Source organism: Bradyrhizobium sp. I1.14.4 (assembly GCF_050435825.1).
GTDB lineage: Bacteria > Pseudomonadota > Alphaproteobacteria > Rhizobiales > Xanthobacteraceae > Bradyrhizobium.
In genome coordinates, this window is the sequence record NZ_JBNDLA010000040.1 from 1 (window position 1) to 24,223 (window position 24,223).

The following is a 24,223-nucleotide window of genomic DNA, read 5'->3' on the forward strand; positions in this document are numbered from 1 at the left end:
GTGGGTGCGGCTTTTTTGGGGGTGGGGGGGGTTTCTTGTCGCGGGGGGGGGGGGGGCGGACCCCTGGTCGGCGGCTCGGCCAGCCTGCCGCCGCCCCCCCCCCCCACACCGCGGATAATTCTCGCGGAACGGCCGCTAACTTCCCAACCCCATCACCAATTCCTCGATCTTGATCGGGAAATTCCGGACGCGGATGCCGGTGGCGTGCCACACGGCGTTGGCGACTGCGCCGGCGCTGCCGGTGATGCCGATCTCGCCGACGCCCTTGATGCCGAGCGGGTTGACGTGCGGATCGTGCTCGTCGACCGTGATGACATCCATCGGCGGCACGTCGGCATTCACGGGCACATGATACTCGGCGAGGTTCGCATTCAGGATGCGGCCGGACCGCTTGTCCATCACCGCCTCCTCATGCAGCGCGAACGAGAGGCCCCAGATCATGCCGCCGTAGAGCTGGCTCTGCACCATCAGCGGATTGATGATGCGTCCCGCGGCGAACGCACCGACCAGCCGCGTGGCGCGGATCTGGCCGAGTTCCGGATCGACCTTGACCTCGGCAAACACAGCGCCATGCGCGTGCATCGCATATTGCGATTGCGCGGCAGGATCGGCCGCACCGGTGCCAGAGGCCTCGACCTCGGCGACGCCGGCACGCGCCAGGATCTCGGCATAGCTTTCGCTGCGCGCATCGTCGTCGCGGCGATACAGCCGCCCGGCCCGCGCCACCACGCCGGCGTTACCGGCGCCGAACAGCGGCGAGCGATCGTCCGAGGTCGCAAGCTCGGCGAGTTTTGCGATCACCGCGGCACCGGCATTGTGGATCGCGGCACCGACGGTTGCCGTGTGCGCCGACCCGCCGGCGATGCCTGCATCCGGCAGGTCGGACGTGCCCGACAGGAACGAGATCTGCCCGAGATCGAGGGCGAGCGCATCGGCCGAGATCTGGGTCAGCGCGGTCCAGGCTCCCTGCCCCATATCGTGCGCGCCGCTCTCCATCACGCCACGTCCGTCGGCGCGGATCACGGCGCGGGCATTGCCCTGGAACATCAGCGCCGGGAAGGTCGCGGTGCCCATGCCCCAACCGACCAGAAAGCCGTTCTCGTCACGCATCTGCTTTGGCTGCACCGGACGTCCCGCCCAGCCGAAGCGTTCGGCGGCCCTGGCGTAGCACTGGCGCAGCGCCTTGGAGGAAAACGGCTTGCCAGTGGTCGGCTCGACCTCGGCATAGTTCTTCAGCCGGAATTCCAGCGGATCGATGCCGCAGGCGAACGCCGCCTCGTCGATCGCACTCTCCAGCGCGATCGATCCAGTGGCCTCGCCCGGCGCGCGCATGAACAGCGGCGTGCCGGTGTCGACGCGCACCGCCTCATGCGCGGTCCGGATCGCAGGGCTCGCATAGAGCGTGTGCGAGGCGTCCGCCGCAGGCTCGTAGAAATCGTCGAAGCTCGACGTCGCGATGCGCGCCTCGTGATCGAGCGCGGTCAGCAGACCGGCATCGTCGGTGCCGATGCGGATGCGCTGCCGGGTCGGCGAGCGATGCCCGACCGGGCCATACATCTGGCCACGCCGCAGCACAAGCTTGACCGGACGTCCCACCAGCTTCGCCGCCATGATGCCGAGCACCTGCGGCCCGGAGACCAGTCCCTTGGAGCCGAAGCCGCCGCCGAGGAACGGGCTGTTGATGTGGATATTCGCCGGCGGAATGCCGAACAGCCCGCCGACGCGCATCTGCGCCATCGCCATGCCCTGGCTCGGCGTATCGATGAACAGACGGTCGCCGTCCCACACCGCGACGATCGCGTGCGGCTCCATCGCATTGTGATACTGCGCCGGGGTCTCGTAGGTCGCATCCGTCAGCTGCGTAGCGGCGGCAAGGCCGGCATCGATGTCGCCGTGTCGGACTTCGGCCGGATTGCCGATCCCGACCACCGGCGGCGCATAGGCCTCGCCGGCGTCGAGGCCGACCCGCGCGATCTCGACTTGGTAGCGCGGCGACAGCAGCGCCGCGCCTTCGGTCGCAGCCTCCAGCGTCTCTGCGATCACGACCGCGATCGCCTGGTTGGCGTAGCGCACCTCGTCGCTCTGCAATAACTCCATCCGGAAGGCGAACGGATTTCCCTTGGCATCGGGGTCTTCGGCCAGCTCCGGCTTGTGCGCCGGCGTCATCACGTCGATCACGCCGGGATGACGCTTGGCGGCGGCGACGTCGAGCGCGGTGACGCGGCCGCGCGCGATGCAGCTGGTCGCGATCACGGCATAGACCATACCGGGCGGATGATTGTCCGCGGCATAGCGCGCCTTGCCGGTCACTTTCAGCACGCCCTCGGCGCGGGTCAGCGGCTGGCCGATATTCGAGCCATGCCTGAGATGGGCGGGGTCGCGGGTCAGATTGAGTTCAGCCGTCATGCGTCACGCTCCTGCAACGGATGAGAAGGGAGAGCCCGGCAGCGCGGGAATGCGATCCGGCGTGCCTGCGGCAGCAAGGGTGAGCGCGCGCACAAGGATGCGTTGCGCAAGCTCGATCTTGAAGGCGTTGTCGCCGGACGGTTTTGCCTCGGCGAGCGCGGCGCGTGCGGCCTCGCGATAGACTGCCGCATCGGGCGCTGCGCCCGCGAGCACCTGCTCGGCCTCGCGCGATCGCCACGGCTTTGCCGCGACGCCGCCGAGCGCGAGCCGTGCTTCACGGATCCTGCCGTCTTCGATGCGCAGCCCGGCCGCGGCTGAGATCACCGCGAAGGCATAGGAGGTGCGCTCGCGGACCTTGATGTAGCGGGCATGCCTGGCAAAGGCCTGCGCTTCGGCTGGCAGGCGCAGCGCGACGATAAGGTCGCCACGCTCCAGCGCGGTCTCGCGTTCCGGCGTCTCACCGGGCAGCCGATGCAACGCCTCAAGCGGCAACTCGCGCCGGCCGCCCTTGCCCTCGATCTCGACGACAGCATCGAGCGCGACCAGCGGGACGCAAAAATCCGACGGATGGGTGGCGATGCAGCCCTCGCTCCAGCCGAGCACCGCGTGCAGGCGGTTCTCGCCTTGCAACGCGTCGCAGCCGGCACCTGGCCAGCGCCGGTTGCAGGCGCTGCCGGCGTCGTAGAAATAGGCGCAGCGTGTCCGCTGCATCAGATTGCCGCCGACGGTTGCGGCGTTGCGCAGTTGCGCCGACGCGCCCGACAGCAGCGCTTCGGCAACCGCCGGATAGCTGCGTGCGAACTCGGCGTCATGCGCGAGATCGGCGTTGCGCACCAGCGCGCCGATCCGCAAGCCGCCGTTGGCGAGATGCTCGATGCGGTCGAGCCCCGGCAGATGCGTGACGTCGACCAGGCGGCTCGGCCGGCTGACGCCGCCCTTCATCAGATCGAGCAGATTGGTGCCGGAGGCGAGATAGCTCGCGCCCTTTTCGGATGCCGCCGCGATCGCATCCGCGACGCTGGCCGGCCTTACATAATCGAAATTCATCATGCGGAGCGCCTCTGCTTTGCAATGTTCTTGCCGGCGTTGATATCAGCCTGCGCCTCGAGCACAGCCTCGGTGATCCCTTGATAGGCGCCGCAGCGGCAAAGGTTGCCGCTCATGCATTCGCGCACGCGCTCCGGATCGTCGCCGGCCTGCCCTTCCTGGATCAGGCCGATGCCGCTCATGATCTGGCCCGGCGTGCAGAAGCCGCACTGGAAACCGTCATGGGCGATGAAGGCCGCCTGCACCGGATGCAGCTGGTCGTCCCGCCCGACGCCTTCGATGGTGGTGATCTCGGCGCCGTCATGGCTGACGGCCAGCGCGAGGCAGGAATTGATGCGGCGGCCGTCGACCAGGATGGTGCACGCGCCGCACTGGCCGCGGTCGCATCCCTTCTTGGTTCCGGTGAGATCGAGCCGCTCGCGCAGGAGGTCGAGCAGGGTGACGCGGGGATCGTCGAGCGCGATTTCCCGGCGGACGCCGTTGATGGTGAGACTGAGTGGGAGATTCATGCAGGGCTCCGATCCGTGTATGGTCGGGTTGAATCGAGGCAACGCGCACCCGTGGCCGCCGATCGATGATCGGCGCGCCTTGTCAGGCTCGGTGCTGGTCGCCATATACGGAGGCATCCTCCGTTTACAAGGGAGGGTGAAAAGAAAAAGCAATGGCCGGGTCATCACCAGAAATTGCGCGCAAGCCCCGCGCCGACGCCGTGCGCAATCGCGAGCGCGTGCTTGAAGCGGCCAAGGCCGTGTTCTCGGCCGGCGGCAGCGAGGCGAGCCTGGAGGCGGTCGCGCGCCATGCCGGCGTCGGCATCGGCACGCTCTACCGCCACTTTCCGACCCGTGAGGCGCTGTATGAGGCGGTCTATCGCCGCGAGGTCGAGCAGCTCGGCGATCTGGCCGAGCAGCTTGAGAATGCGCCCGAACCGGTCGAGGCGCTGCGGCGCTGGCTGCGCGCCAATGTCGAATTCGTCGCCACCAAGAAGGGCATGGTCGCCGCGCTGGCGCTGGTCGCGCACGGCTCGACCGAGCTGCACGCCTATTCGTTCGATCGCCTGACCAAGGCGATCGGCACCCTGCTCGCGCGCGCCGTAGCAGCCGGCGCCATCCGGGGCGACATCAGCGCCGAGGACGTGCTGCGCGCGCTGATCGGCATGTGCTACATGCACGACCAGCCGCGCTGGCAGACAACGGCGCTACGGCTGTTGGACGTGTTCGTGGATGGCTTGCGGGTGCGGCCGGCGGACAAGGCGGCGTCGGTGGCGAAGCCTTCGAGGAAGGCCGATCGGAAAGCCCCGCGCTAGGCGGGGCTGTTCGCGATCATCGCGGATTGGTCCGCGTTCCGCTGTTGTTGCCTGGCAGGTTCGATGTCCCGGTCCCCGTCGCGGAATTGTTATTCGGATCGCTCGAGTAATTCGGCGTCGAGGTGCCCGGGTTGTTCATGTTGTCGGTGGTGCTGCCGGGCGGATTGTTCATCCCCGTGCCTTGTCCCATGCCGGTGGTGCCGCCGGTGCCAGTTCCTGTGCCGGAACTGCCCGTCCCGGCGCCCGCGCTCGCGCCGCCAGCCGATCCGCCACCGGCGCCGCCTGCACCGCCACCCTGCGCGAAGGCGATCGACGTCGAGAGCATCATCGCAGCAGCCAAACCGATCGTTGCCAGTTTCTTCATGTGAAGTCCTTTCCTGGTTTGAACCGGAGCAACGCCTTCGCCAAGGCGAGCGTTCCCAAACAATGGGACGCGCATTGCCTTTGGGGTTCTGGCGGCGCGAGGAACATGGCGCTGCCTGTCCTGTTGAGCAGATGACGAATGTTCGGGAGATCTCCCATGAAAGTGATTCAGATGCAGCACGAGATCACTGCCGAACTGGAAAGACGGTCCGGCGTGACAGGACTGAAGCTGATCCGCCTCAAGGGCTACACACCGAGCTGGGATCTCGGCGGCACGCGCGAGACCGCGCTGGATGACGCGAAGGAAAGAGAACTTCGCGTCATCGTGACCAAGATGCAGGATGAATTCGACATCGCCTAGGATCGTAGCGATAGCAGCCTGCACTGAACAGCACGAAGCCGTTCGTGAAAGATCATGACGTCCCTGGTGTCGCCGCGCCGACCAGCTGCCGCGGATATGTCTTAATCAGGCATACTCCGCACCAGGGAGACGTTTGATGGCTCCCAGACAGCGACACAGGCGCGCGGAATCCGACCATTGAACGAAGGTCGAATGGGCCATCCGCCGTTTCCGTTCGTGCGTCGTCCGCCAGAATGATTATGCTGGCAAAAAAGGGTAGACGCGAAGGCCAACTCCGCGATCTGCCAATTGACCATGGCGAGGAAACGCGCGTTCGCGCTCGAGCTTTCGAGGACGAGTCCCGACATCCGGGAAAAGATGCGCCTGCCGTTCATTTGGATCCCAGAAATGAACGAGAGCATCTCATCTCCGTTTATCCGCTACCCGATCGGCACCTCGCTGCTGATGGCCGGCATTCTGTTCGTCGGAATTGTCGCCTATCCACTGCTGCCGGTCGCACCACTGCCGCAAGTCGACTTTCCAACCATTCAGGTATCGGCAAGCCTGCCGGGTGCCAGTCCCGAAACGATGGCCTCCTCGGTTGCACAGCCGCTGGAGCGGCAGCTCGCGCAGATCCCCGGCATTGCTCAAATGACCTCGACGAGCTCGCTCGGGTCAACCGCGGTCACCATTCAGTTCGATCTGAACCGCAGCATCGACGGCGCCGCCAACGACATCCAGGCGGCGATCAATGCCGCTGGTGGCCAGTTGCCCAAGAACCTGCCGTCGCCACCGACCTATCGCAAGGTCAACCCGGCGGACTCGCCCATCCTGCTGTTGTCGGCGACCTCGGACACCCTGCCGCTCATCAGGGTGAGCGATGCGGTCGACGCCCAGCTCGGGCAGCAGATCAGTCAGATTTCGGGCGTCGCCCAGGTGTTCATCGGCGGGCAGCAGAAACCCGCGATTCGCGTCCAGATCGATCCCGCCAAGCTGGTCGCCAAGGGGCTCTCGCTGGAAGATATCCGCGGCCAGATCGCGATCACGACGGTCGACAGTCCGAAGGGCAACATCGACGGCGCCAGGCGCGCCTACACAATCTACGCCAACGATCAGCTGCTGGATGCCAAGGACTGGAATGACGTGATCGTCGCCTACCGCAACGGCGGCCCGCTTCGGATCCGCGACATCGGCCAGGCCGTCGCCGGGCCGGAAGACCTGAAGCAGGCCGCCTGGGCGGACGGCAAACGCGGCGTGTTCCTCGTCATCTTCAAGCAGCCCGGCGCCAACGTCATCGGGACGGTCGACAGGATCAAGGAGCAACTTCCGAGACTGATTGCCGCCATTCCGCCCGCCATCAAGATCAAGATCATCAGCGACCGGACGTTGACCATCCGCGCCGCGGTCGAGGACGTGCAGATCACGCTGCTCATCACCATCGTTCTGGTCGTCATGGTGATCTTCCTGTTCCTGCGCAGCTTCTGGGCCACGGTGATTCCCGCCGTGACCGTGCCGCTCGCGCTGCTCGGCGCCTGCGCGCTGATGTGGGTGTTCGGCTATACGCTCGACAACCTTTCGCTGATGGCGCTGACGATAGCGGTCGGCTTCGTGGTCGATGACGCCATCGTCATGCTGGAAAACATCACGCGATACGTCGAGCAGGGTGAGCGGCCGCTCGCGGCGGCGCTCAGGGGTGCCGGCGAGATCGGATTTACGATCCTGTCGATCAGTATTTCATTGGTCGCGGTGCTGATCCCGCTGCTCCTGATGGGCGGCGTCATCGGCCGGCTGTTCCGCGAGTTTGCGGTGACCCTGGCGATGGCGATCACCGTCTCCCTCGTGGTATCGCTGACGCTGACGCCGATGATGGCATCGCGCTTCCTGCGTGCACGTGGCGAAACGAGGCACGGCCGGCTCTACCAATGGAGCGAAACGGCATTCGACAGGATGCTGCATGGCTATGAACGCGGCCTCGATCTGGCGCTGCGCTGGAGCCGGACCACGCTATGCATCTTCTTCGCGACGTTGGCGCTGTCGGTCTATCTGTTCGTGATCATTCCCAAGGGATTTTTCCCGCAACAGGACAACGGCTTCCTGAACGCCGTGTCGGAGATGGCCCAGGACATCTCGTTCGCCGACATGAAGCGGCATCAGGAAGAGCTCAGCAGCATCGTTCGGGCTGATCCCGCGGTCGACAGCATGGCCGAGTTCATCGGCGGTGGCGGTACCGCGCTGAATTCGGGTCGCATGTACATCACGCTGAAGCCGCGCGAACAGCGCAACGCGAATGCGGAGCAGATCATCGCACGGCTGCGACCGAAGCTCGAGGCAGTCGAGGGAGCACGCCTCTACATGCAAGCTTCGCAGGACGTCCGGCTGGGCGGCCGCGCCACGCGGACGCAGTTCGAATACACGCTGCAGGACGCGAACCTCAACGAGCTGAACGAATGGGCGCCGAAGATTCTGACCAGAATGAGGACCCTGCCCGAATTGCGCGATGTCGCCACCGACCAGCAGACCGAGGGAACCACGCTGACGCTGACCATCGATCGCGACACTGCGTCGCGCTTCGGCATCCAGCCGCAATTGATCGACGACACGCTGTACGACGCGTTCGGCCAGCGCCAGGTGACCCAATACTTCACCCAGCTCAACAGCTATCACGTCATCCTGGAGATACTCCCCGAACTGCAGGGCAAGCTCGACACGCTCAACAAGCTCTACATCAGGTCGCCGACGACGGGAGACCAGGTGCCGCTCTCCGTGTTCTGCAAGTGGACGACGATTCCAGTGCGCCCGCTCGCGATCGCTCACCAGGGGCAGTTTCCTGCGACCACGATCAGCTTCAACCTCGCGCAAGGTGTGGCGCTCGGCCGGGCCACCGATGCGATCCAGAACGCCGTCGCCGATCTGGGCGCTCCGGCCACGCTCAGTTCAAGCTTCCAGGGCACCGCGCAAGCTTTCCAGCAATCACTGAGCTCAGTGCCGCTCCTGATCCTGGCCGCGCTGGTCGTGGTCTATCTGATCCTCGGCGTGCTCTATGAAAGCTACATCCATCCACTCACGATCCTGTCCACGCTGCCATCGGCCGGGGTCGGCGCGCTGGCGATCCTGATGGCGTTCGGGTTCGATTTCAGCCTGATCGCGCTGATCGGCATCATCCTGCTGATCGGGATTGTGAAAAAGAACGGCATCATGATGGTCGACTTCGCGATCGCGGCCGAGCGCGAGGAGCATCTGTCGCCGCATGAATCGATCCGGAAAGCGGCGCTGCTGCGTTTCCGCCCGATCATGATGACGACGATGGCAGCCTTGCTCGGCGGCGTACCGCTGATGCTGGGCACCGGCACGGGAGCGGAAATTCGTCAACCGCTCGGCTATGCGATGGTTGGCGGCTTGATCGTGAGCCAGGCGCTCACGCTGTTCACGACGCCGGTGGTGTACCTTTATCTCGACAGACTCTCGAACGCGCTGTCGCGTTGGACCGCAACGAAAACGCACGATGATGCAGATCCGTCCGTGAAAACTCCGACGACCAGGAACGCCGCCGAATAGCTCTTCGCGTGCGACGGCGAGGCCTATCCGAACCGGTGATCGTAGCGCTTGATCGACAGCTCCTTGGTGTCGATCTCGGGCTTCTTCCCGGAGAGCATGTCCGCCAGCACCCGGCCCGAGCCGCAGGCCATGGTCCAGCCGAGCGTGCCGTGTCCCGTATTAAGATGCAGATTGGTGAAGCGCGTCGCGCCGATCACCGGCGGGCCGTCCGGCGTCATCGGGCGCAGGCCGCACCAGAAGGTGGCCTTGCCAAGATCGCCGCCGCGCGGAAACAGTTCGGTCAGCGAATGATCCAGTGTCGCGCGCCGCGCCGCGTAGAGTTTTGTCGAATAGCCTGAGATCTCGGCGGTGCCGCCGACCCGGATGCGATCGCCGAGCCGCGTGATCGCAACCTTGTAGCTCTCGTCCATCACGGTCGATTCAGGTGCGCCGGCGGCATCCTTGATCGGCACCGTGATCGAATAGCCCTTTACCGGATAGACCGGCAACGAGATGCCGAGCGGCCGCACGAGATGCGGCGAGTAGCTGCCGAGCGCGAGGACATAGGCGTCCGCGGTCATCATCCCGGCGCTGGTCGCAACGCCGGTGATGCGGGTTGCGTCCGCGTTCAATCCGTCGATGCCGAGATTGAAGTTGAAGCGCACGCCGATCTTCTCGGCCTCCAGCGCCAGCGCCTGCGTGAACATGTGGCAGTCGCCGGTCTCGTCGTGCGGCAGGCGCAGCCCACCGGCGAACTTCTGCTTAACGCCGGCCAGCGCGGGCTCGGCGGCGATGCAGCCCTCACGGTCGAGCACCTCGAACGGCACGCCATATTGCTTCAGCACGGCGATGTCGTCGCCGGTGTGATCGAGCTGGGCCTGCTCGCGAAACAGCTGCAGCGTGCCGCGCGCGCGCTCGTCGTAGCGGATGCCGATCTCGCCGCGCAGCGCCTGCAGGCAGTCGCGGCTGTATTCCGCGATCGGGATCATCCGGCTCTTGTTCACCGCGTAGCGCGCCGTGGTGCAGTTGCGCAGCATCTTCAGGAGCCACAGCCACATCACGGGATCGAGCTTGGGGCGGATCACCAGCGGGCCGTGCTTCATCAACAGCCACTTCACCGCCTTGACCGGCACGCCGGGGCCGGCCCAGGGCGACGAATAGCCTGGCGACACCTCGCCGGCGTTGGCAAAGGAGGTTTCGAGCGCGGGCTTCGGCTGGCGGTCGATCACCGTCACCTCGTGGCCGGCGCGCGCAAGGTAATAGGCCGAGGTGACGCCGATCACGCCACTGCCGAGAACCAGGACTTTCACTTTTCCTCACATCCTGCAGCGAAAACGCAATCGCCGCTGCGAAACCACTCTGCTTCGCAACGGCGACAGCAATTTGTAGAGCTAGCTACAATCCAGCTAGCAATTATCAGGCCACGCGCTTGATGGCGTCGCCGAGGATCGAGACGATGTCGTCGATATGCGACTTCTCGACGATCAGGGGCGGCGACAGCGCCATCGAATCGCCGCTCATGCGGAAGTAGAGGCCGCGATTGAAGCAATCAACCATGACGTCGTAGCCGCGCGCACCGACGATCCCGTCACGCGGCGACAGCTCGACAGCGCCCATCAGGCCCTGATTGCGGATGTCGACGACGTTCGGCAGACCCTTCAGCGAGTGCAGGCCATCGCGCCAGTAATCGGAGAGCGAGGCGCCGCGGGTCAACAGACCCTCGTCCTTGTAGATATCGAGGGTGGCAAGACCCGCGGCGCAAGCCACCGGATGCGCCGAATAGGTATAGCCGTGGAACAGCTCCATCGCGTTGTCCGGGCCGGTCATGAGCCCGTCGTGGACCTGGCGGCTGGCGAACACCGCGCCGCACGGCACAGTGCCGTTGGTGATACCCTTGGCGGTCGTCATCATATCGGGCGTGACGCCGTAGAAGTTGGCGGCGAACGGGGTGCCGAGGCGGCCGAAGCCGGTGATGACCTCGTCGAAGATCAGGAGGATGCCGTGCTTGGTGCAGAGCTCGCGCAGGCGCTGCAGATAGCCCTTCGGCGCCGGCAGCACCGCGGTCGAGCCCGGCACCGGCTCGACGATCACGGCCGCGATGGTGTCTGCGCCATGCAGCGCGACCATCCGCTCGACATCGTCGGCGAGCTCGGCGCCATGCTCCGGCTGGTCCTTTGCGAAGGCGTTGCGGGCGAGATCATGGGTATGACGGATGTGGTCGACGCCTGGCAGATGGGTCGCGAACTGGCGGCGGTTGGCGACCATGCCGCCGACCGACATGCCGCCGAAGCCGACGCCGTGATAGCCGCGCTCACGGCCGATCAGACGGGTGCGGGTCGGCTGGCCGGCGGCGCGATGATAGGCCAGCGCGATCTTCAGCGCGGTATCGACCGATTCAGAGCCCGAATTGGTGAAGAAGATGCGATCCAGCCCCTTCGGGGCAATCTCGGCGAGGCGCTCGGCGAAGTCGAACGCCAACGGATGGCCCATGTTGAAGGAGGGCGCGAAGTCCAGCGTGGAGAGCTGCCGCTCGACGGCGGCCGCGATCTGCGAGCGGCCATGGCCGGCGTTGACGCACCAGAGACCGGCGGAGCCGTCGATCACCTGCCGGCCGTCGACCGAGGTGTAGTACATGCCCTTGGCGGAGGAGAACAGCCGCGGCGCCTTCTTGAACTGCCGGTTGGCCGTGAAAGGCATCCAGAACGAATCGGTCTTGATGGTGTTCGGAATCTGATGAACGGTCACGGCGGCGCTCCATTGCTGACTGCGCCTAGTCGGACCACTCTTCAGGGCACTCAACAAGTCCTTTTCTACCGCACAGCAAGCCATTGATCTTGTTGAGGCGCTCTGCCAATATTTGTTCGATCCGCAACACCTGCAACAGGGATTTGTGATGAGCGTCGACATTGGCGGTCGGCTTCGATTCATCCGCGCACGGCACAAGCTGTCGCAGCGCGAGCTCGCCAAGCGCTCCGGCGTGACCAATTCGACGATCTCGCTGATCGAATCCAACCAGATGAACCCGTCGGTCGGCGCGCTGAAGCGCATCCTCGACGGCATTCCGATGGGGCTTGCTGAATTCTTCGCGATCGAGCCGGAGCGGCCGCGCAAGGCGTTCTACCGCGCCGACGAGCTGACCGAGATCGGCAAGAAGCCGATCTCCTACCTCCAGATCGGCGACAGTCTGTTCGGACGGGCGTTGCAGATCCTGAAAGAGCGCTACGAGCCCGGCAGCGACACTGGCCGGGTGCCGCTGGTGCATGAGGGCGAGGAAGGCGGCGTCGTAGTCTCGGGCCGGCTCGAGGTCACGGTCGACGACGAACGGCGGGTGCTCAACGCCGGCGACGCCTATTACTTCGAGAGCCGCCGCCCGCACCGCTTCCGCTGCATCGGCGCCAAGCCGTGCGAGGTGATCTCGGCCTGCACGCCGCCGACGTTTTGAACCCGGCGCAGGCGGCGGACGACCCAAGCCGCAAGGGCCGCATGTCGCGGCCTCGCGGGTGACGTCGATGCCTTGCTCCCCACAGCTTGCGGCCGCCGTCGCGGCCATCTCGGTCCTTGCGTCTGGCCCGTCCGTTGCGATGGACGATTTCCTGCGCGCATCGAGCAGCGCACCGACCTCGATCAGACTGTGCGGCGATAGCGGCGACGACCGGATCAAGACCGCCGACTGCAAGAAGGCCGGCTACGACAGGCTGGTGGCGCAGATCGACAAGGCGTTCGACGCCGCGCTCGGCAAGATGCCGGCGAACGTCAGGCCGCTGCTGAAGCGCGACCAGGCCTGGTTCAACGAGATGATCACCGACGCCGCCGAGGTGCTGGCCGATGCCGATGCGGACGAATTGAAAGAGAGTTTTGCCGAGAGCTTGCGCCGCCGGACCGCCGCGCTGGACGGAATCGCATCCGGCCGCTCCGGCGTTGCCGGCAACTGGGTCAACGCCTTCGGCAGTATCACGCTGACGCCTGCCGAAGGCGGCGCCTATCGGCTCGCCGCCGATCTGCGCGGTGACTATGGCGGCGACCGCAGGCGAACCTGCAGGTTGACCGCCGATCTGAAGGCCTTAGGAAGTGGCTGGCTGTCCGGCCAAGTGGTGATCGACACGGATACACCGGCCGACAAGCCAAAAACGGACGCAGCAGCCGCTCCCGCCAGGCCGCCGTCGCTCAAACTCCGCCGCCAGGGCGAGACCTTGCGGATCGTCGGGACGATCGATGACGAGGAATGGGATGGGCTCAGCGACTGCTCGTCGATGTGGCAGATCACCGGCAGCTATTTTGCCGCCGGCAAGGACACCGCATCCGACAAGGCCGACACCGCCTTCGTCGCGCCGACCTTCGACTGCACGAAACCCGAGACCGCAACCGACGAGGAAATCTGCGCCGACCCTGATCTGGCCGATAACGACCAGCGGCTGAACCGCGCCTGGAAGGCGTTGCAGCCGCGGCTCGACGAAGCGACGCGGCGCGCGTTGATCGACGACCAGCGCAACTGGGTGAAGAGCCAGACCGAACAATACCCGGAATTCCTGCACCCGGCCTGGAACAAGCAGAGCTCGCAGGTCCACTTCACGGTCGATGCGCGCGATCACGTCAACGGCTTGCAGCGCGAACGCCTGGCGCTGCTCGAAGGCTTCGACGACAAGCGCAGCGGACTTGCCGGCGTCTGGCTCGCCTATAACGCCGTCATCAAGGTCACCGCTGATAAGGACGGTATCGTCAAGGCGATCGGGTGGAAATGGGACCAGGACGACTGGAAGGCCGGCTGCGACTACGACATGACGGGCAAGATGATCGGCAGCGCGTTCCGCTCCGACGAGCAACGCAAGAACCCCGATACGCTCGAGCGCGACCACGCCATGCTGATCGTCAACCGGCTCGACGACGTCTTTGCCAAGAAGCGCACTCGCAAGGACGGCACCGAGGACAACGCCGACGAGGCGAAATGCAAGCGCCGGCTCGACAACTCCTCGACCGCGCGGCTGTTCCCCGCCCGCGCCTCGCCCGACATCGACAATTTCAAGGGCTCGATCCGCTGACGGAGGCGAGACCGCGCGCCAGCGGAACACCATTCCAACCCGCCGAAACCGGCGTGTGATAGCGTGCGTATCTGCCGGTGTCCGAGATGGAGCCTCGCATGCGCGCGATCACCCTCATTGCCACCATTCTGTTCGCCCTCGCCTCTTCAGCCAGAGCCGACGACGTTGGCCGCGCGCAGGATGTGATCCGCGCCCAAGAGCAGGCGTTCGGCCGCGACGACGCCGCTGCGGCCTATTCCTATGCCGCACCCGCGATCCGGCAGATCTTTCCGCGGGCCGACATCTTTATGTCGATGGTGCAGAGCCAATACGCGCCGGTTTACCGTCACCGCAGCTTTGAGTTCGGCGAGGTGCGCAGCGAGGGCGACCGGATCGCGCAGCGCGTCCACATCGTCGATGCCAATGGCGAGGCGTGGGAGGCACTCTACACGCTCGAGCGGCAGGCCGACGGCAGCTTGAAGATCACCGGCTGCTCGCTGCTAAAGGCCGGCCAGTCGGTGTGAGCGGCTTCAGATTCTTGCCTGAGCGATTCTTGCCTGAGCGATTCTTGCCTGAGCATGATTCCCGCGCGAACGCTTCTCGCGTTTGTCGCGAGGCAAACCGCTTCGCACTTTTCCGGATCATGCTATCGCCAGCCGCTGCCGCGACCGCAGCAGGAGCAGCAGGATGATGCTGACGTTGAGCAGGTTCCAGGCCAGGCCGTTGGCGAACGCCGCGGCATAGGAGCCGGTGGCGTCGAAGATCACGCCCGAGACCCAGCCGCCAAAGGACATGCCGAATACCGAGGCGAAGATCACGATGCCGATCCGGGTCGCAGCCTCCGCGGCCGGCATCGCCTCGCGCACGATGATGGCGTAGCTCGGCACGATGCCGCCCTGGAACAGGCCGAACATCGCCGAGATGACATAGAGCGAGGTCAGGCTGTCGAAGAACAGATAGAACAGCAGCGCCGAGCCCTGCGCGATCGAGCCGATCAGCAGCGTGCGGATGCCGCCGATCCGGTCGGCGAGGAAGCCGGAGCCGATTCGGCTGATGATGCCGAAGCCGAGCATCAGCGACAGCATCTCGGCGCCGCGCGCCACGCCGTAGCCGAGATCACCGCAATAGGCGACGATGTGGACCTGCGGCATCGACATCGCCACGCAGCAGGAAATCGCCGCGAGCGACAGCATCGCGGTCAGCGCGTTGGTGGAAAGCCGCAGGTCGACCCGCGGCGGCGCCGCGTTGACATGGCTGCGCCGGGTCGCGGCCCCCATCAACAAACGCAGCACCATGAGCGCCAACGTCATCGCGACTGCGGTGAAGATGCCGATCGCAATATGGGTGGTGCGCCAGCCGAAGCTTTGCATGCCGAAATTGACCAGCGGCGGCCACACCGTGCCGCCGACATAGTTGCCGCTCGCGGCGATCGCGACCGCAAGGCCGCGGTAGCGCTCGAACCAATGCGAAGCCTCTGCCAGCAGCGGACCGAAGGTCGCGGCCGACGACAGGCCGATGGCGAAGTGCAGCAGGATGAAGGCCCAGATCGACGGCGCATAGCCGGCGCCGATGTAGCCGAGGCCGAGAATACCGATCCCGGCGCCGATCGCGGCGACGATGCCGTAGCGGTCGCTGATCTTGCCGGTCACAACCTGGCCGATGCCGAAGCCGAGCATCACCATGGTGAAGGCCAGCGAGGCCGTTCCGCGGGTCGCGCCGAAGTCGGTCTGCACCACCGGCAGCGCTACAACGACCGACCACATGCCGACGCTGCCGAGCGAGCCGATCACCACGGCCACGACAAGGCGCAGCCATGCCCGACGCGAGTCGGGAATGAACGTTGCGAGTTCAGGGGAAAATTCAGAAGAAATTACCACGGCGGCCGGAACTTCGTCGGCATTTGCCTCCGGGTCAAGCCACATTGCCGAGAGATTAGGCATGCAGCAGCAAGGGGACACGCCGAACTCACCGGCGCGTGAGGCACCTCAATTGCCGTAGTTCGGATCCTGCGCCTGGAACGGGCCGCACTTTGCACCGACGCCGAACCGATGATCGAAATCCACGGTGCCGCCGCCGACCGGTATGCGGGTCGGCGGCAAGCCGCGCGTGTACTGGTCGACCGTGACAGACGTCTTGTCCGCGCTCATCGTCACATGCACCGGCTCAAGGTCCTTGCCTTTGTTGAGCTCGGTCAGATCGAGGGTGTAGTAGCCGTCCGCCGTCGTGCCCGCGGCCATGCCGCCGTGCAGCGCGAAGACGACGGATTGCGGCAGGTAGACCTCCATTTGGACGCCGTTGCCCTTGCAGGCGATCATACGGATCAGCCAGGCCCGATCGTCCGGGAGCGACGCGGCCGATGCCGGCGCAGACAATAGCGCGATTGCCGTAACAACCCCGATCATTGCTGCTCGACCTGCCCGTTTCGACATCGATGCCTCTGGCGGCTGAATTGCGTTGCTGGCGTTTCGTCGATGGCTGTGGCGCGAAAGTTCAATCCGCGCCGAGTGCCGCGAGGATCGCGACCGGACCGATGTTCCAGGGAATATCAGCCGTTGAACGGTGATCCATGCTGACGAGGAAACTGATATAATGCGAGCCGGTTCACACTGGCGGCTCGCCGTCCGGACCTATCATCCCGCCCGGATGGCGCGCAGCTCGCAAGGTAAAGGATCGCAGCGCACACTGTCGGAGGGTCGTCATGCATTCGTCGTCAGCAGAATGGTTACCCGTTGCAACAGCGCCGTCGGACCGGGAGCTCGAGGTCTGTGTCCTCGACTATGACGGCATGGTCCACGCGCTGATGTTCCCGTGCCACCGGGACGGCGCCGAATGGGTCGACCATGCCGGCAGCAAGCATCGCGATATCCAGCCCACGCATTGGCGCAAATGGATGCAGTCAGCCAATTAGCCGCGCTATGATTGCCGCGAGGCCGCCGACACCGATCTCGCGCCGGTCCGGATATTGAGCTAGAATTGCCACGTGAGGTTCAGGTGGGCCAGGAGGCTCGTCATGGAATCACACGTGATCCCTTTCGAAAACCGCTGGACGAACGGCAAGCATGCCTGGGAGTGGCACTGCGAGCTCGAGCGGCTGGGCGTGCCGACGGTCCGGACGATGTACTGCGAGCACGAGACGCATCATCGCGACGAGCTTACCGTGGTGTTCGATATTCCCGCGGGCTTTGTTCGCGACTGGCTGGCCTTCCATGACCGGCGCGCCGCGCGGCAGCAATTGCTGTGGCGCGCCAGCGTCATCACGCTCGGCCTCATCGCCGCATCGGGCGTCGTGCTCGGAGCCCTCAGATAAGAGGCCGCGAACGCGCCCCCGGGACAGCCGGGCGGTCCACCCCGCCCTACCCCCGGCCGGGAAGCCCATGCCCGGCGCCTGCGACGTCCCGCGCGGGCCGTAGAAGGCACTTATTAACCCTTTGCTAACCATACACCCGGCAAGAATTGCCCAGTGAAGTCGAGTGTCGTCGAACGCGTATAACGGGCGGAGATCCCCGTGGACGCCAGCGCGGTGCCTCACTTTCGGAACGGCGGCCCTGCGGCCGTCGCGCAGACGCTTGGCGGCCGCAGCCGCCAGTCGCGGGGGAGAGCGGCTACCATGGTCGACGTCACGGCGGGTCAGGGCACGGCAAGCAAGAGCGGATTGCCGAGCCTCGGCGAGATCGGCGACATCCTGAAGCGCGGCGATATCGCGCTGGCGATCGGTGTTCTCACCATTCTGGTGGTGTTGATCCTGCCGCTGCCCGCGATCGTGCTCGACCTCTTCCTGGCGGTCTCGATCACGGTCTCGATCCTGATCCTGATGACCTCGCTGTTCATCCAGACGCCGCTGGAATTCTCGTCGTTCCCGACCATCCTCCTGATCTCGACCATGCTGCGGCTATCGCTGAACATGGCCTCGACCCGGTTGATCCTGAGCCACGGCCACGAGGGCACGGCAGCCGCCGGCCACGTCATCGAGGCGTTCGGCAACTTCGTGATGGGCGGCAACTTCGTGATCGGCATCATCGTGTTCGCGATCCTGGTGATCGTGAACTTCGTGGTCATCACCAAGGGCTCGGGCCGCATCGCCGAAGTCGCGGCGCGCTTCCAACTGGACTCGATGCCCGGCAAGCAGATGGCGATCGACGCCGACCTGTCCGCCGGCCTGATCGACGAGAAGGCCGCCAAGGAACGTCGCAAGGCGCTGGAAGACGAAAGCGGCTTCTTCGGCGCGATGGACGGTGCCTCAAAATTCGTCCGCGGCGACGCCATCGCCGGCCTCTTGATCGTCGGCATCAACATCGTCGGCGGCATCATCATCGGCGTCGCCCAGCAGGGCCTCTCCTTCAGCGAAGCCGCCCGCACCTACACCGTGCTGACCGTCGGCGACGGCCTCGTCACCCAGGTGCCCGCGCTGATCGTCTCGACCGCCGCCGGCCTGCTGGTCTCCAAGGCCGGCATCACCGGCGCCGCCGACAAGGCGCTGATGCGCCAGCTCTCCGGCTATCCGCAGGCGCTCGGCATGTCGGCCGGCGTCATGCTGGTGCTGGCGTTGCTGCCGGGCATTCCGACCCTGCCGTTCCTGGCGCTCGGCTCCGGCGCCGCAATGCTGGCCTGGAACGCGCGCAAGCAGAAGCGGGCTGCGAAAGCGGCCGAAACAGCAGCGGCCGCTGCCCCCGCGGCAGCTGCAGCCGCGGCCGCCGCCGCGGCCGCTGCGGACGAGCCGATCGCCGCCGCGCTGAAGATCGATGACCTGAAGATCGAGCTCGGCTACGCGTTGCTGCCGCTGGTCAACGGTCCCGACGGCACCGACCGCCTCACCGAGCAGATCAAGGCGCTGCGCCGCTCGCTCGCGATCGAGATGGGCTTCGTGATGCCGGCGGTGCGCATCCTCGACAATGTGCAGCTCGAGGCCAACAGCTACGTCATCAAGATCAAGGAAGTCGACGCCGGCACCGGCAAGATCTGGCCGAGCCAGTTCATGGTCATGGACCCCGGCGGCAACCAGGTGCAGCTACCCGGCATCCACACCATCGAACCGACTTTCGGCCTGCCGGCGACCTGGGTCGACGCCGGCCTGAAGGAGGAGGCCGCGCTGAAGGGCTATACCGTGGTCGACGCCGCCACGGTGCTGTCGACGCATCTGACCGAGCTGCTGAAGACCAACATGGCGGACCTGCTGTCCTACGGCGAGGTGCAGAAGCTGCTGAAGGACCTGCCGAAGGAGCAAGGCGAGCTGATCAAGGACATCGTGCCGAGCCAGGTCACGGTGTCTGGCATCCAGCGCGTGCTGCAATTGCTGCTCGCCGAGCGGATCTCGATCCGCGATCTCTCGACCATCCTCGAGGGCATCGCCGACGCGCTGGCATTCTCGCGCAATCCCGCCACCATGGTCGAGCACGTCCGCGCCCGGCTCGCCCGGCAGATCTGCGCCCAGAACACCTCGCCGAACGGCTATTTGCCGCTGATCGCGCTGTCGGCGCGCTGGGAGCAGGCCTTCGCCGAGTCGATCGTCGGCCAGGGCGACGACCGCAGCCTGGCGATGCAGCCCTCCAAGCTCTCGGAATTCATGACCGCCGTGCGCAACGCCTTCGAGCAGGCTGCCCGCGAAGGTGAGGCGCCGGTGTTGGTGACGTCCGCCGCGATCCGGCCATTCGTTCGCTCTTTGGTGGAACGGTTCCGCTCGCAGACCACCGTTTTGTCGCAGGCCGAGATCCATCCTCGGGCCCGGCTGAAGACGGTCGGCAGCGTCTAGCGGCCGCAAATCACTTGCGTTTTCGATTGTGTTTTCGTGCCACAGGCAACTGATTTGTGTGGAACCGCCCGAAACGGACCTATCCTGGACGCCGCCGCCCGACACTTCAGCAAGATACTGATATTACAAGTAATTAATGTCGTTTTCGGCGACAGCCGGAGATTTTCGATCGCGACGGATCACGTCTCATCACGCCCTTGTGATACCCCCTAGGGAACGGAATCGGCAAATCCTACGTTAGCGGGGCACGAGACGTTGAACCAGGCGGTAGACCGAACCGACAGATTTACAGAGAGCGGGAAGGCGGCAGGTGACTTCCATGAACCACTCGATCTACAGCGCTGATCGTTCGACGCATCTGAAGATTGTGGTCGTGGCTCTGGTCGCCGGTATCTTGGTCGCCGGATTCGGCATCTCGGCGCACAATTCGTCGGACGAGGGTTACACCCAGACGGCACGTATCACGAAGGCCGGTAAGCCGGTCGCGATCACCAGCTCGAGCAACTCGCTCGTCCGCTAACAGGAGAGTTTCACGGAATTCACGTAGTGCTCTTTACAGCCCCCCAAAGTCGCTGCGTGGATATTTAAGACCCCCAACTACCCCCAAGTTGACTATCGAAAACGCCCGCTCCCCACGGGCGTTTTCTTTTTTGTGCGGATGGCGCAGCTCAATTGCGCAGGTGACAGGCCGGCGCGCACTATCCACGTCACTGCGAGCCACCTCCGACGACGCGGTGCGCTGGCCTATCGCGGCGTCGAACCCGGCGGCACCGTCTCGATCAGTTTGCCGGTGAAGATCGGCGCCGAGGTCGGCTGGCCGTTCGGCGAGCCGCCGGCTTGCTCGACCGTCACGGCGTAGGTGGCGCCGTTGATCACATCGGGATCGTAGCCCGACAGCACCGGCCGCGCGGTAAAATCATCAGCGCCGATCACGCCGAGCGAGCGCGGCTGCGGCAGCTTGTCGGAGATCAGCCAGAGCTCAAAGCTCTTGCCGGGCTCGGACGCGGCGCCGACCTTGCGGACGGTAAAATTCCTGGTCGCGCCGTCGATGGTGAGGATGAATGCCGGCCCGCCATTCTGCCCCTGCAACAGCGCGACATATTGCGCCGATGGTGTGAATGCCGGCGCCGGCGCCTTCACTTCGACGGTCTGGATGCGCGGCTTCGGCCGGATCGCATTCGGCAAGGCGTCGGGCCGGTAGATCTGCAGGCCGAGCGTCACCAGCAGCGCGGCTGCGATCGCGGTCGCGGCCGACGCGATGCCGCGCCAGCGCTTCACGCGGCCCGCAAGCGCGATCACGTTGCCGGCGTCGGCGCCAACAGGTGGCTGGACCGGTGACTGCCGGATTTCGGCCGGTCGCCGCATCCCGGGCAGCTGCGGGGGCTCCGGATCGAACGCCGAGCCGAATTCAGGATCGTCGGTGATCGGCGGCGGCGTCACCGTCGCGGCCGGCGTCTCGGGCAGCAGCAGCGGCGCCTGCGGTACGCCGGCATGGCCGACCGCGGCCTTGATGTTCTCCCAGACCACCGGACGCGGCTCGACCAGCCCGACCATCTGGTTCAGCGGCCCGAGCCTGGACTCCCAGGCCTGCACCAGCGCGGCGAACTCGGTATCGACGGCCATCATGGTCTCGACCTGCGTGCGCTCGTCGGCATCGAGCGTGCCGAGCGCATATTCCGCGGCGAGCGCGATATGGTCTTCGCTATAGGCCATCGATCAGAGTCCAAGACACTCCCGGATATCCATCAGGCTGCGGCGCAGCCAAGTCTTCACCGTGTTCACCGGTGTCTCGAATTTCGCGGCGAGCTGCTCGCGGCTCCAGCCGTTGTAATAGGCAAGCAGCACGAGCTTCTGGCGATCCGGCTCCAGACGACCGACGCACTCCAGCAACCGCTTCAACTCTTCCGTCATTTCCCGTCGCGCCAGCGGATCGGGCGAGTCGGCCGCGACTTCCATCGCCGCCGGCTCCTCCTCCAGCGAAACCTCGCCGCGCTTGCGCACCACATCGATGGCGCGGTTGCGCGCGATCGACGTCATCCACGTGATCGGGGAAGACAGGGCCGGATTGAACTGCCCGGCGCTGTTCCAGATCTTGACGTAAGCCTCCTGGATGACCTCCTCAGCGAGGTCCTGTCGCCGCAAGATACGGAGCACGACGCCGAAGAGTTTCGCGCGGGTCGCGGCGTACAGCCGCTCAAAGGCGGCCTCATCCCCCTTCGCGACGGCGGCGACCAGCCAGACCAGCTCAGCCGGCGTCAGCATTTAGCGCCTCCAAGCCTGCATCCCCCATCGCGTCATTGCCACCGTGCTGCGGATTATCCGGTCTGGACCGGTGGTAGCATATTTTGGGACAGCACGATCCGCCAAGTGGCTGACAAGTCGCCGGCTTGTGGACAGCGCCCGGCAAAAAGCCCGGGCGATCGGCCCGGGCTCTCAAGGTGGTCAGCGGAGGGAGCGAGGTATCAGGCGATGACGCCGAGACGGGCCCGCATCAGGCCGATCGAATCCATGTCGGCCTGTTCGCGAGCGCTCTCCTCCGCGCGTTCGCGCGCCTGATCGCGCTCGTCGAGCAGCTCGACCTTCTTCAATTCCTCGAACGCTTCCGACAGCAGCGCCTTGGCGTCGTCGAGTTGGGCGCGCAGTTCGTCGGCCGAGCGGGTCAGGTTCTCGCGGCGCTGGATCGCAGCCTTCGCGTAAGTCGGATAGGCGAAGTGCGTGGGGTCGTTGATCCCGGCGCGCTCCTGCTCGGTCTGAATCTCGCGCTCGAGCTCGACCGACATGCGCTGGAAGTCGGCGATCATGCCTTCGATCTGGGTAACCCGGCGGCGCTTTTCATCGACCTGAAACTTCTTCAGGCGGATCAGCGTTTCACGTGACTTCATCGACTCATACTCCCCAGAAGTCCCAATTCTGAACGCGGGACAGAACCGGCTCCCCCCTGGGCCCCGCCGGCATAACTATGGTGTGCCGGCGATGATGGCCTGACAAAGTTAGCGTTCCGTTTCCAAACCCGACAGGATTTGAGCGAGTTGCCGGTAGCCGTCGCCCAGGCCGGTGGCCTCGTCCTTGGCCTGGCGCAGGAAGGTTTCCAGCGGCTCATGCAGCCGGATCGCCTCGTCGACCTCGGGGCTGGAACCCGGGCGGTAGGCGCCAAGCCGGATCAATTCCTCCATGTCGGCATAGGTCGCCATCACCTGCCGTGCCTTGTTGATGAAGGGCAGGAAGTTGGGGTCGGCGGACCGCGGCATGGTGCGCGAGACCGACTTGAGGATGTTGACCGCGGGATAGCGGCCGCGCTCGGCGATCGCCCGCTGCATTACAATATGACCGTCGAGGATGCCGCGGACCGCGTCCGCGATCGGCTCATTATGATCGTCGCCGTCGACCAGCACCGTGAAGATCGCGGTGATGGTGCCGGCGCCGGCGCCCGGCCCTGCCCGCTCCAACAGCTTCGGCAATTCGGTGAACACGGTCGGCGTGTAGCCCTTGGCGGTCGGCGGCTCGCCCGCCGAAAGCCCGATCTCGCGCTGTGCCATCGCAAAGCGCGTCACCGAGTCCATCAGGCACAGCACGTCCTGGTCCTCGTCGCGGAAATACTCCGCGATGGCGAGCGTCAGATACGCCGCCTGACGCCGCATCAGCGCCGGCTCGTCCGATGTCGCAACCACCACGACCGAGCGCGCCAGCCCCTCCTCGCCGAGATCCTCCTGGAGGAATTCCTGCACCTCGCGGCCGCGTTCGCCGATCAGGCCGATCACGGAGATCGCGGCATCGACATTGCGCGCCAGCATTGACAGCAGCACCGACTTGCCGACGCCGGAGCCGGCAAAGATGCCGAGCCGCTGGCCACGGCAGCAGGTCAGGAAGGTATTAAGACCGCGCACGCCGAGATCGAGCGGCGGACCGACCCGCTTGCGCGAATGTGCCGGCGGCGGCGAGTTGCGGTAGGACATCGGCGAGGCGCCCTGCGGCAGCGGGCCCTTGCCGTCGATCGGCTCGCCCATCGCGTTGACGACGCGGCCGAGCCAGGCCGGCGACGGCCGCACCTGGCTCGCCGCATTGGCGATGACGGCGCGGCAACCGCGCCTGACACCCTCGAGCCCGCCGAACGGCATCACCACCGCGTTCTCGCCGGAGAAGCCGATCACCTCGGCGGCGATGAAGCGGCCAGCGCCGCCATCGATCACGATGCGGGCGCCGACCGACATCGCGTGAATCGGTCCCGCGATCTCGACCATGAGCCCGCGGACGCCGACCACGCGGCCATAAATATTGACGCCGTCGATGTCGCCGATCTGCTCCGCAAGCGCCTTCATTGCGAAAACCTTAAGTTTCCGCGTTTTTGCTCCGGCCGCTTAACTTCGTGTTTACCCGCATCATTAATCATTGCGTCACTGTCTTTGGTGACTGAGGTCGCTCGCCCATCAGAAGAAGGGCGAGTCGCGAGAGTCGGTTAGGCCCGTCTCTTA

General features: G+C 65.4%; 22 protein-coding genes. 10 read left to right on the top strand and 12 right to left on the bottom strand.

Annotation, left to right across the window (positions count from 1 at the left end):
- Positions 1–135 precede the first annotated feature (135 nt).
- The 3 genes from ABIB78_RS36610 to ABIB78_RS36620 are packed head-to-tail and all read right to left on the bottom strand — an operon-like array spanning position 136 to position 3,962.
- Positions 136–2,406: a xanthine dehydrogenase family protein molybdopterin-binding subunit gene (locus ABIB78_RS36610; protein WP_429033851.1), complete on the bottom strand. Its 2,271-nt coding sequence runs from the start codon at positions 2,404–2,406 to the stop codon at positions 136–138.
- 3 nt (positions 2,407–2,409) lie between these two features.
- Positions 2,410–3,456 carry an FAD binding domain-containing protein gene (locus ABIB78_RS36615; protein WP_429033853.1) on the bottom strand — a complete coding sequence of 349 codons (1,047 nt, stop codon included), beginning with the start codon at positions 3,454–3,456 and terminating at the stop codon, positions 2,410–2,412.
- Positions 3,453–3,962 (bottom strand): (2Fe-2S)-binding protein, encoded by a 510-nt coding sequence (locus tag ABIB78_RS36620; protein ID WP_429033855.1) that lies wholly within the window; start codon positions 3,960–3,962, stop codon positions 3,453–3,455. The genes ABIB78_RS36615 and ABIB78_RS36620 overlap by 4 nt, the downstream gene beginning before the upstream one ends.
- A 152-nt stretch (positions 3,963–4,114) precedes the next feature.
- Between ABIB78_RS36620 and ABIB78_RS36625 the strand changes: the two genes are divergently transcribed.
- On the top strand, positions 4,115–4,756 hold the full coding sequence (locus ABIB78_RS36625; RefSeq protein ID WP_429033857.1) for a TetR/AcrR family transcriptional regulator: 642 nt from the start codon (positions 4,115–4,117) through the stop codon (positions 4,754–4,756).
- 16 nt (positions 4,757–4,772) lie between these two features.
- On the opposite strand, the gene ABIB78_RS36630 is transcribed toward ABIB78_RS36625, so the two are convergent.
- Positions 4,773–5,120 (bottom strand): hypothetical protein, encoded by a 348-nt coding sequence (locus ABIB78_RS36630; RefSeq protein WP_429033858.1) that lies wholly within the window; start codon positions 5,118–5,120, stop codon positions 4,773–4,775.
- A gap of 156 nt (positions 5,121–5,276) precedes the next feature.
- On the opposite strand from ABIB78_RS36630, the gene ABIB78_RS36635 reads away from it, so the two are divergent.
- Entirely contained in the window at positions 5,277–5,480 is a 204-nt protein-coding gene (locus ABIB78_RS36635) for a hypothetical protein (protein ID WP_429033860.1), read from the top strand.
- 387 nt (positions 5,481–5,867) lie between these two features.
- A complete protein-coding gene (locus ABIB78_RS36640; protein WP_429033862.1) occupies positions 5,868–9,014 on the top strand; it encodes a multidrug efflux RND transporter permease subunit in 3,147 nt (1,048 codons plus the stop codon).
- A gap of 23 nt (positions 9,015–9,037) precedes the next feature.
- On the opposite strand, the gene ABIB78_RS36645 is transcribed toward ABIB78_RS36640, so the two are convergent.
- Together ABIB78_RS36645 and ABIB78_RS36650 are read right to left on the bottom strand one after the other, a co-directional pair.
- Positions 9,038–10,303 carry a D-amino acid dehydrogenase gene (locus tag ABIB78_RS36645; protein WP_429033864.1) on the bottom strand — a complete coding sequence of 422 codons (1,266 nt, stop codon included), beginning with the start codon at positions 10,301–10,303 and terminating at the stop codon, positions 9,038–9,040.
- Positions 10,304–10,409: 106 nt separating this feature from the next.
- A complete protein-coding gene (locus ABIB78_RS36650) occupies positions 10,410–11,738 on the bottom strand; it encodes an aspartate aminotransferase family protein (RefSeq protein WP_429033865.1) in 1,329 nt (442 codons plus the stop codon).
- Positions 11,739–11,886: 148 nt separating this feature from the next.
- On the opposite strand from ABIB78_RS36650, the gene ABIB78_RS36655 reads away from it, so the two are divergent.
- The 3 genes from ABIB78_RS36655 (at position 11,887) to ABIB78_RS36665 (ending at position 14,532) form a co-directional block, all read left to right on the top strand.
- Positions 11,887–12,435 carry a cupin domain-containing protein gene (locus tag ABIB78_RS36655; RefSeq protein WP_429033867.1) on the top strand — a complete coding sequence of 183 codons (549 nt, stop codon included), beginning with the start codon at positions 11,887–11,889 and terminating at the stop codon, positions 12,433–12,435.
- A 67-nt stretch (positions 12,436–12,502) separates the two neighbouring features.
- Positions 12,503–14,029, top strand: coding sequence for a lysozyme inhibitor LprI family protein (locus tag ABIB78_RS36660; protein ID WP_429033869.1), 1,527 nt, complete (start codon positions 12,503–12,505; stop codon positions 14,027–14,029).
- Positions 14,030–14,127: 98 nt separating this feature from the next.
- Positions 14,128–14,532: a DUF4864 domain-containing protein gene (locus ABIB78_RS36665; protein ID WP_429033871.1), complete on the top strand. Its 405-nt coding sequence runs from the start codon at positions 14,128–14,130 to the stop codon at positions 14,530–14,532.
- A gap of 117 nt (positions 14,533–14,649) precedes the next feature.
- On the opposite strand, the gene ABIB78_RS36670 is transcribed toward ABIB78_RS36665, so the two are convergent.
- The gene (locus tag ABIB78_RS36670; RefSeq protein WP_429033873.1) at positions 14,650–15,885 is read right to left on the bottom strand and encodes an MFS transporter; all 1,236 of its coding nucleotides are present in this window, start codon (positions 15,883–15,885) and stop codon (positions 14,650–14,652) included.
- 108 nt (positions 15,886–15,993) lie between these two features.
- Entirely contained in the window at positions 15,994–16,410 is a 417-nt protein-coding gene (locus tag ABIB78_RS36675) for a hypothetical protein (protein WP_429033874.1), read from the bottom strand.
- Between the two features lie 296 nt (positions 16,411–16,706).
- Between ABIB78_RS36675 and ABIB78_RS36680 the strand changes: the two genes are divergently transcribed.
- The 4 genes from ABIB78_RS36680 (at position 16,707) to ABIB78_RS36695 (ending at position 20,274) form a co-directional block, all read left to right on the top strand.
- Positions 16,707–16,916 (top strand): hypothetical protein, encoded by a 210-nt coding sequence (locus tag ABIB78_RS36680; RefSeq protein ID WP_429033876.1) that lies wholly within the window; start codon positions 16,707–16,709, stop codon positions 16,914–16,916.
- A gap of 102 nt (positions 16,917–17,018) precedes the next feature.
- Complete coding sequence (locus ABIB78_RS36685; protein ID WP_429033878.1) at positions 17,019–17,315, top strand: hypothetical protein; 297 nt, start codon at positions 17,019–17,021, stop codon at positions 17,313–17,315.
- 300 nt (positions 17,316–17,615) lie between these two features.
- The gene (gene flhA, locus ABIB78_RS36690; RefSeq protein ID WP_429033880.1) at positions 17,616–19,754 is read left to right on the top strand and encodes a flagellar biosynthesis protein FlhA; all 2,139 of its coding nucleotides are present in this window, start codon (positions 17,616–17,618) and stop codon (positions 19,752–19,754) included.
- 319 nt (positions 19,755–20,073) lie between these two features.
- Positions 20,074–20,274: a hypothetical protein gene (locus tag ABIB78_RS36695; RefSeq protein WP_429033881.1), complete on the top strand. Its 201-nt coding sequence runs from the start codon at positions 20,074–20,076 to the stop codon at positions 20,272–20,274.
- 224 nt (positions 20,275–20,498) lie between these two features.
- On the opposite strand, the gene ABIB78_RS36700 is transcribed toward ABIB78_RS36695, so the two are convergent.
- The 4 genes from ABIB78_RS36700 to fliI form a co-directional block, all read right to left on the bottom strand.
- Positions 20,499–21,467 (bottom strand): anti-sigma factor, encoded by a 969-nt coding sequence (locus ABIB78_RS36700; protein WP_429033883.1) that lies wholly within the window; start codon positions 21,465–21,467, stop codon positions 20,499–20,501.
- 3 nt (positions 21,468–21,470) lie between these two features.
- Positions 21,471–22,016 (bottom strand): sigma-70 family RNA polymerase sigma factor, encoded by a 546-nt coding sequence (locus ABIB78_RS36705; RefSeq protein WP_429033885.1) that lies wholly within the window; start codon positions 22,014–22,016, stop codon positions 21,471–21,473.
- Between the two features lie 200 nt (positions 22,017–22,216).
- The gene (gene fliJ, locus ABIB78_RS36710) at positions 22,217–22,636 is read right to left on the bottom strand and encodes a flagellar export protein FliJ (RefSeq protein ID WP_016848565.1); all 420 of its coding nucleotides are present in this window, start codon (positions 22,634–22,636) and stop codon (positions 22,217–22,219) included.
- Between the two features lie 108 nt (positions 22,637–22,744).
- Entirely contained in the window at positions 22,745–24,070 is a 1,326-nt protein-coding gene (fliI, locus tag ABIB78_RS36715) for a flagellar protein export ATPase FliI (protein WP_429033887.1), read from the bottom strand.
- Positions 24,071–24,223 lie beyond the last annotated feature (153 nt).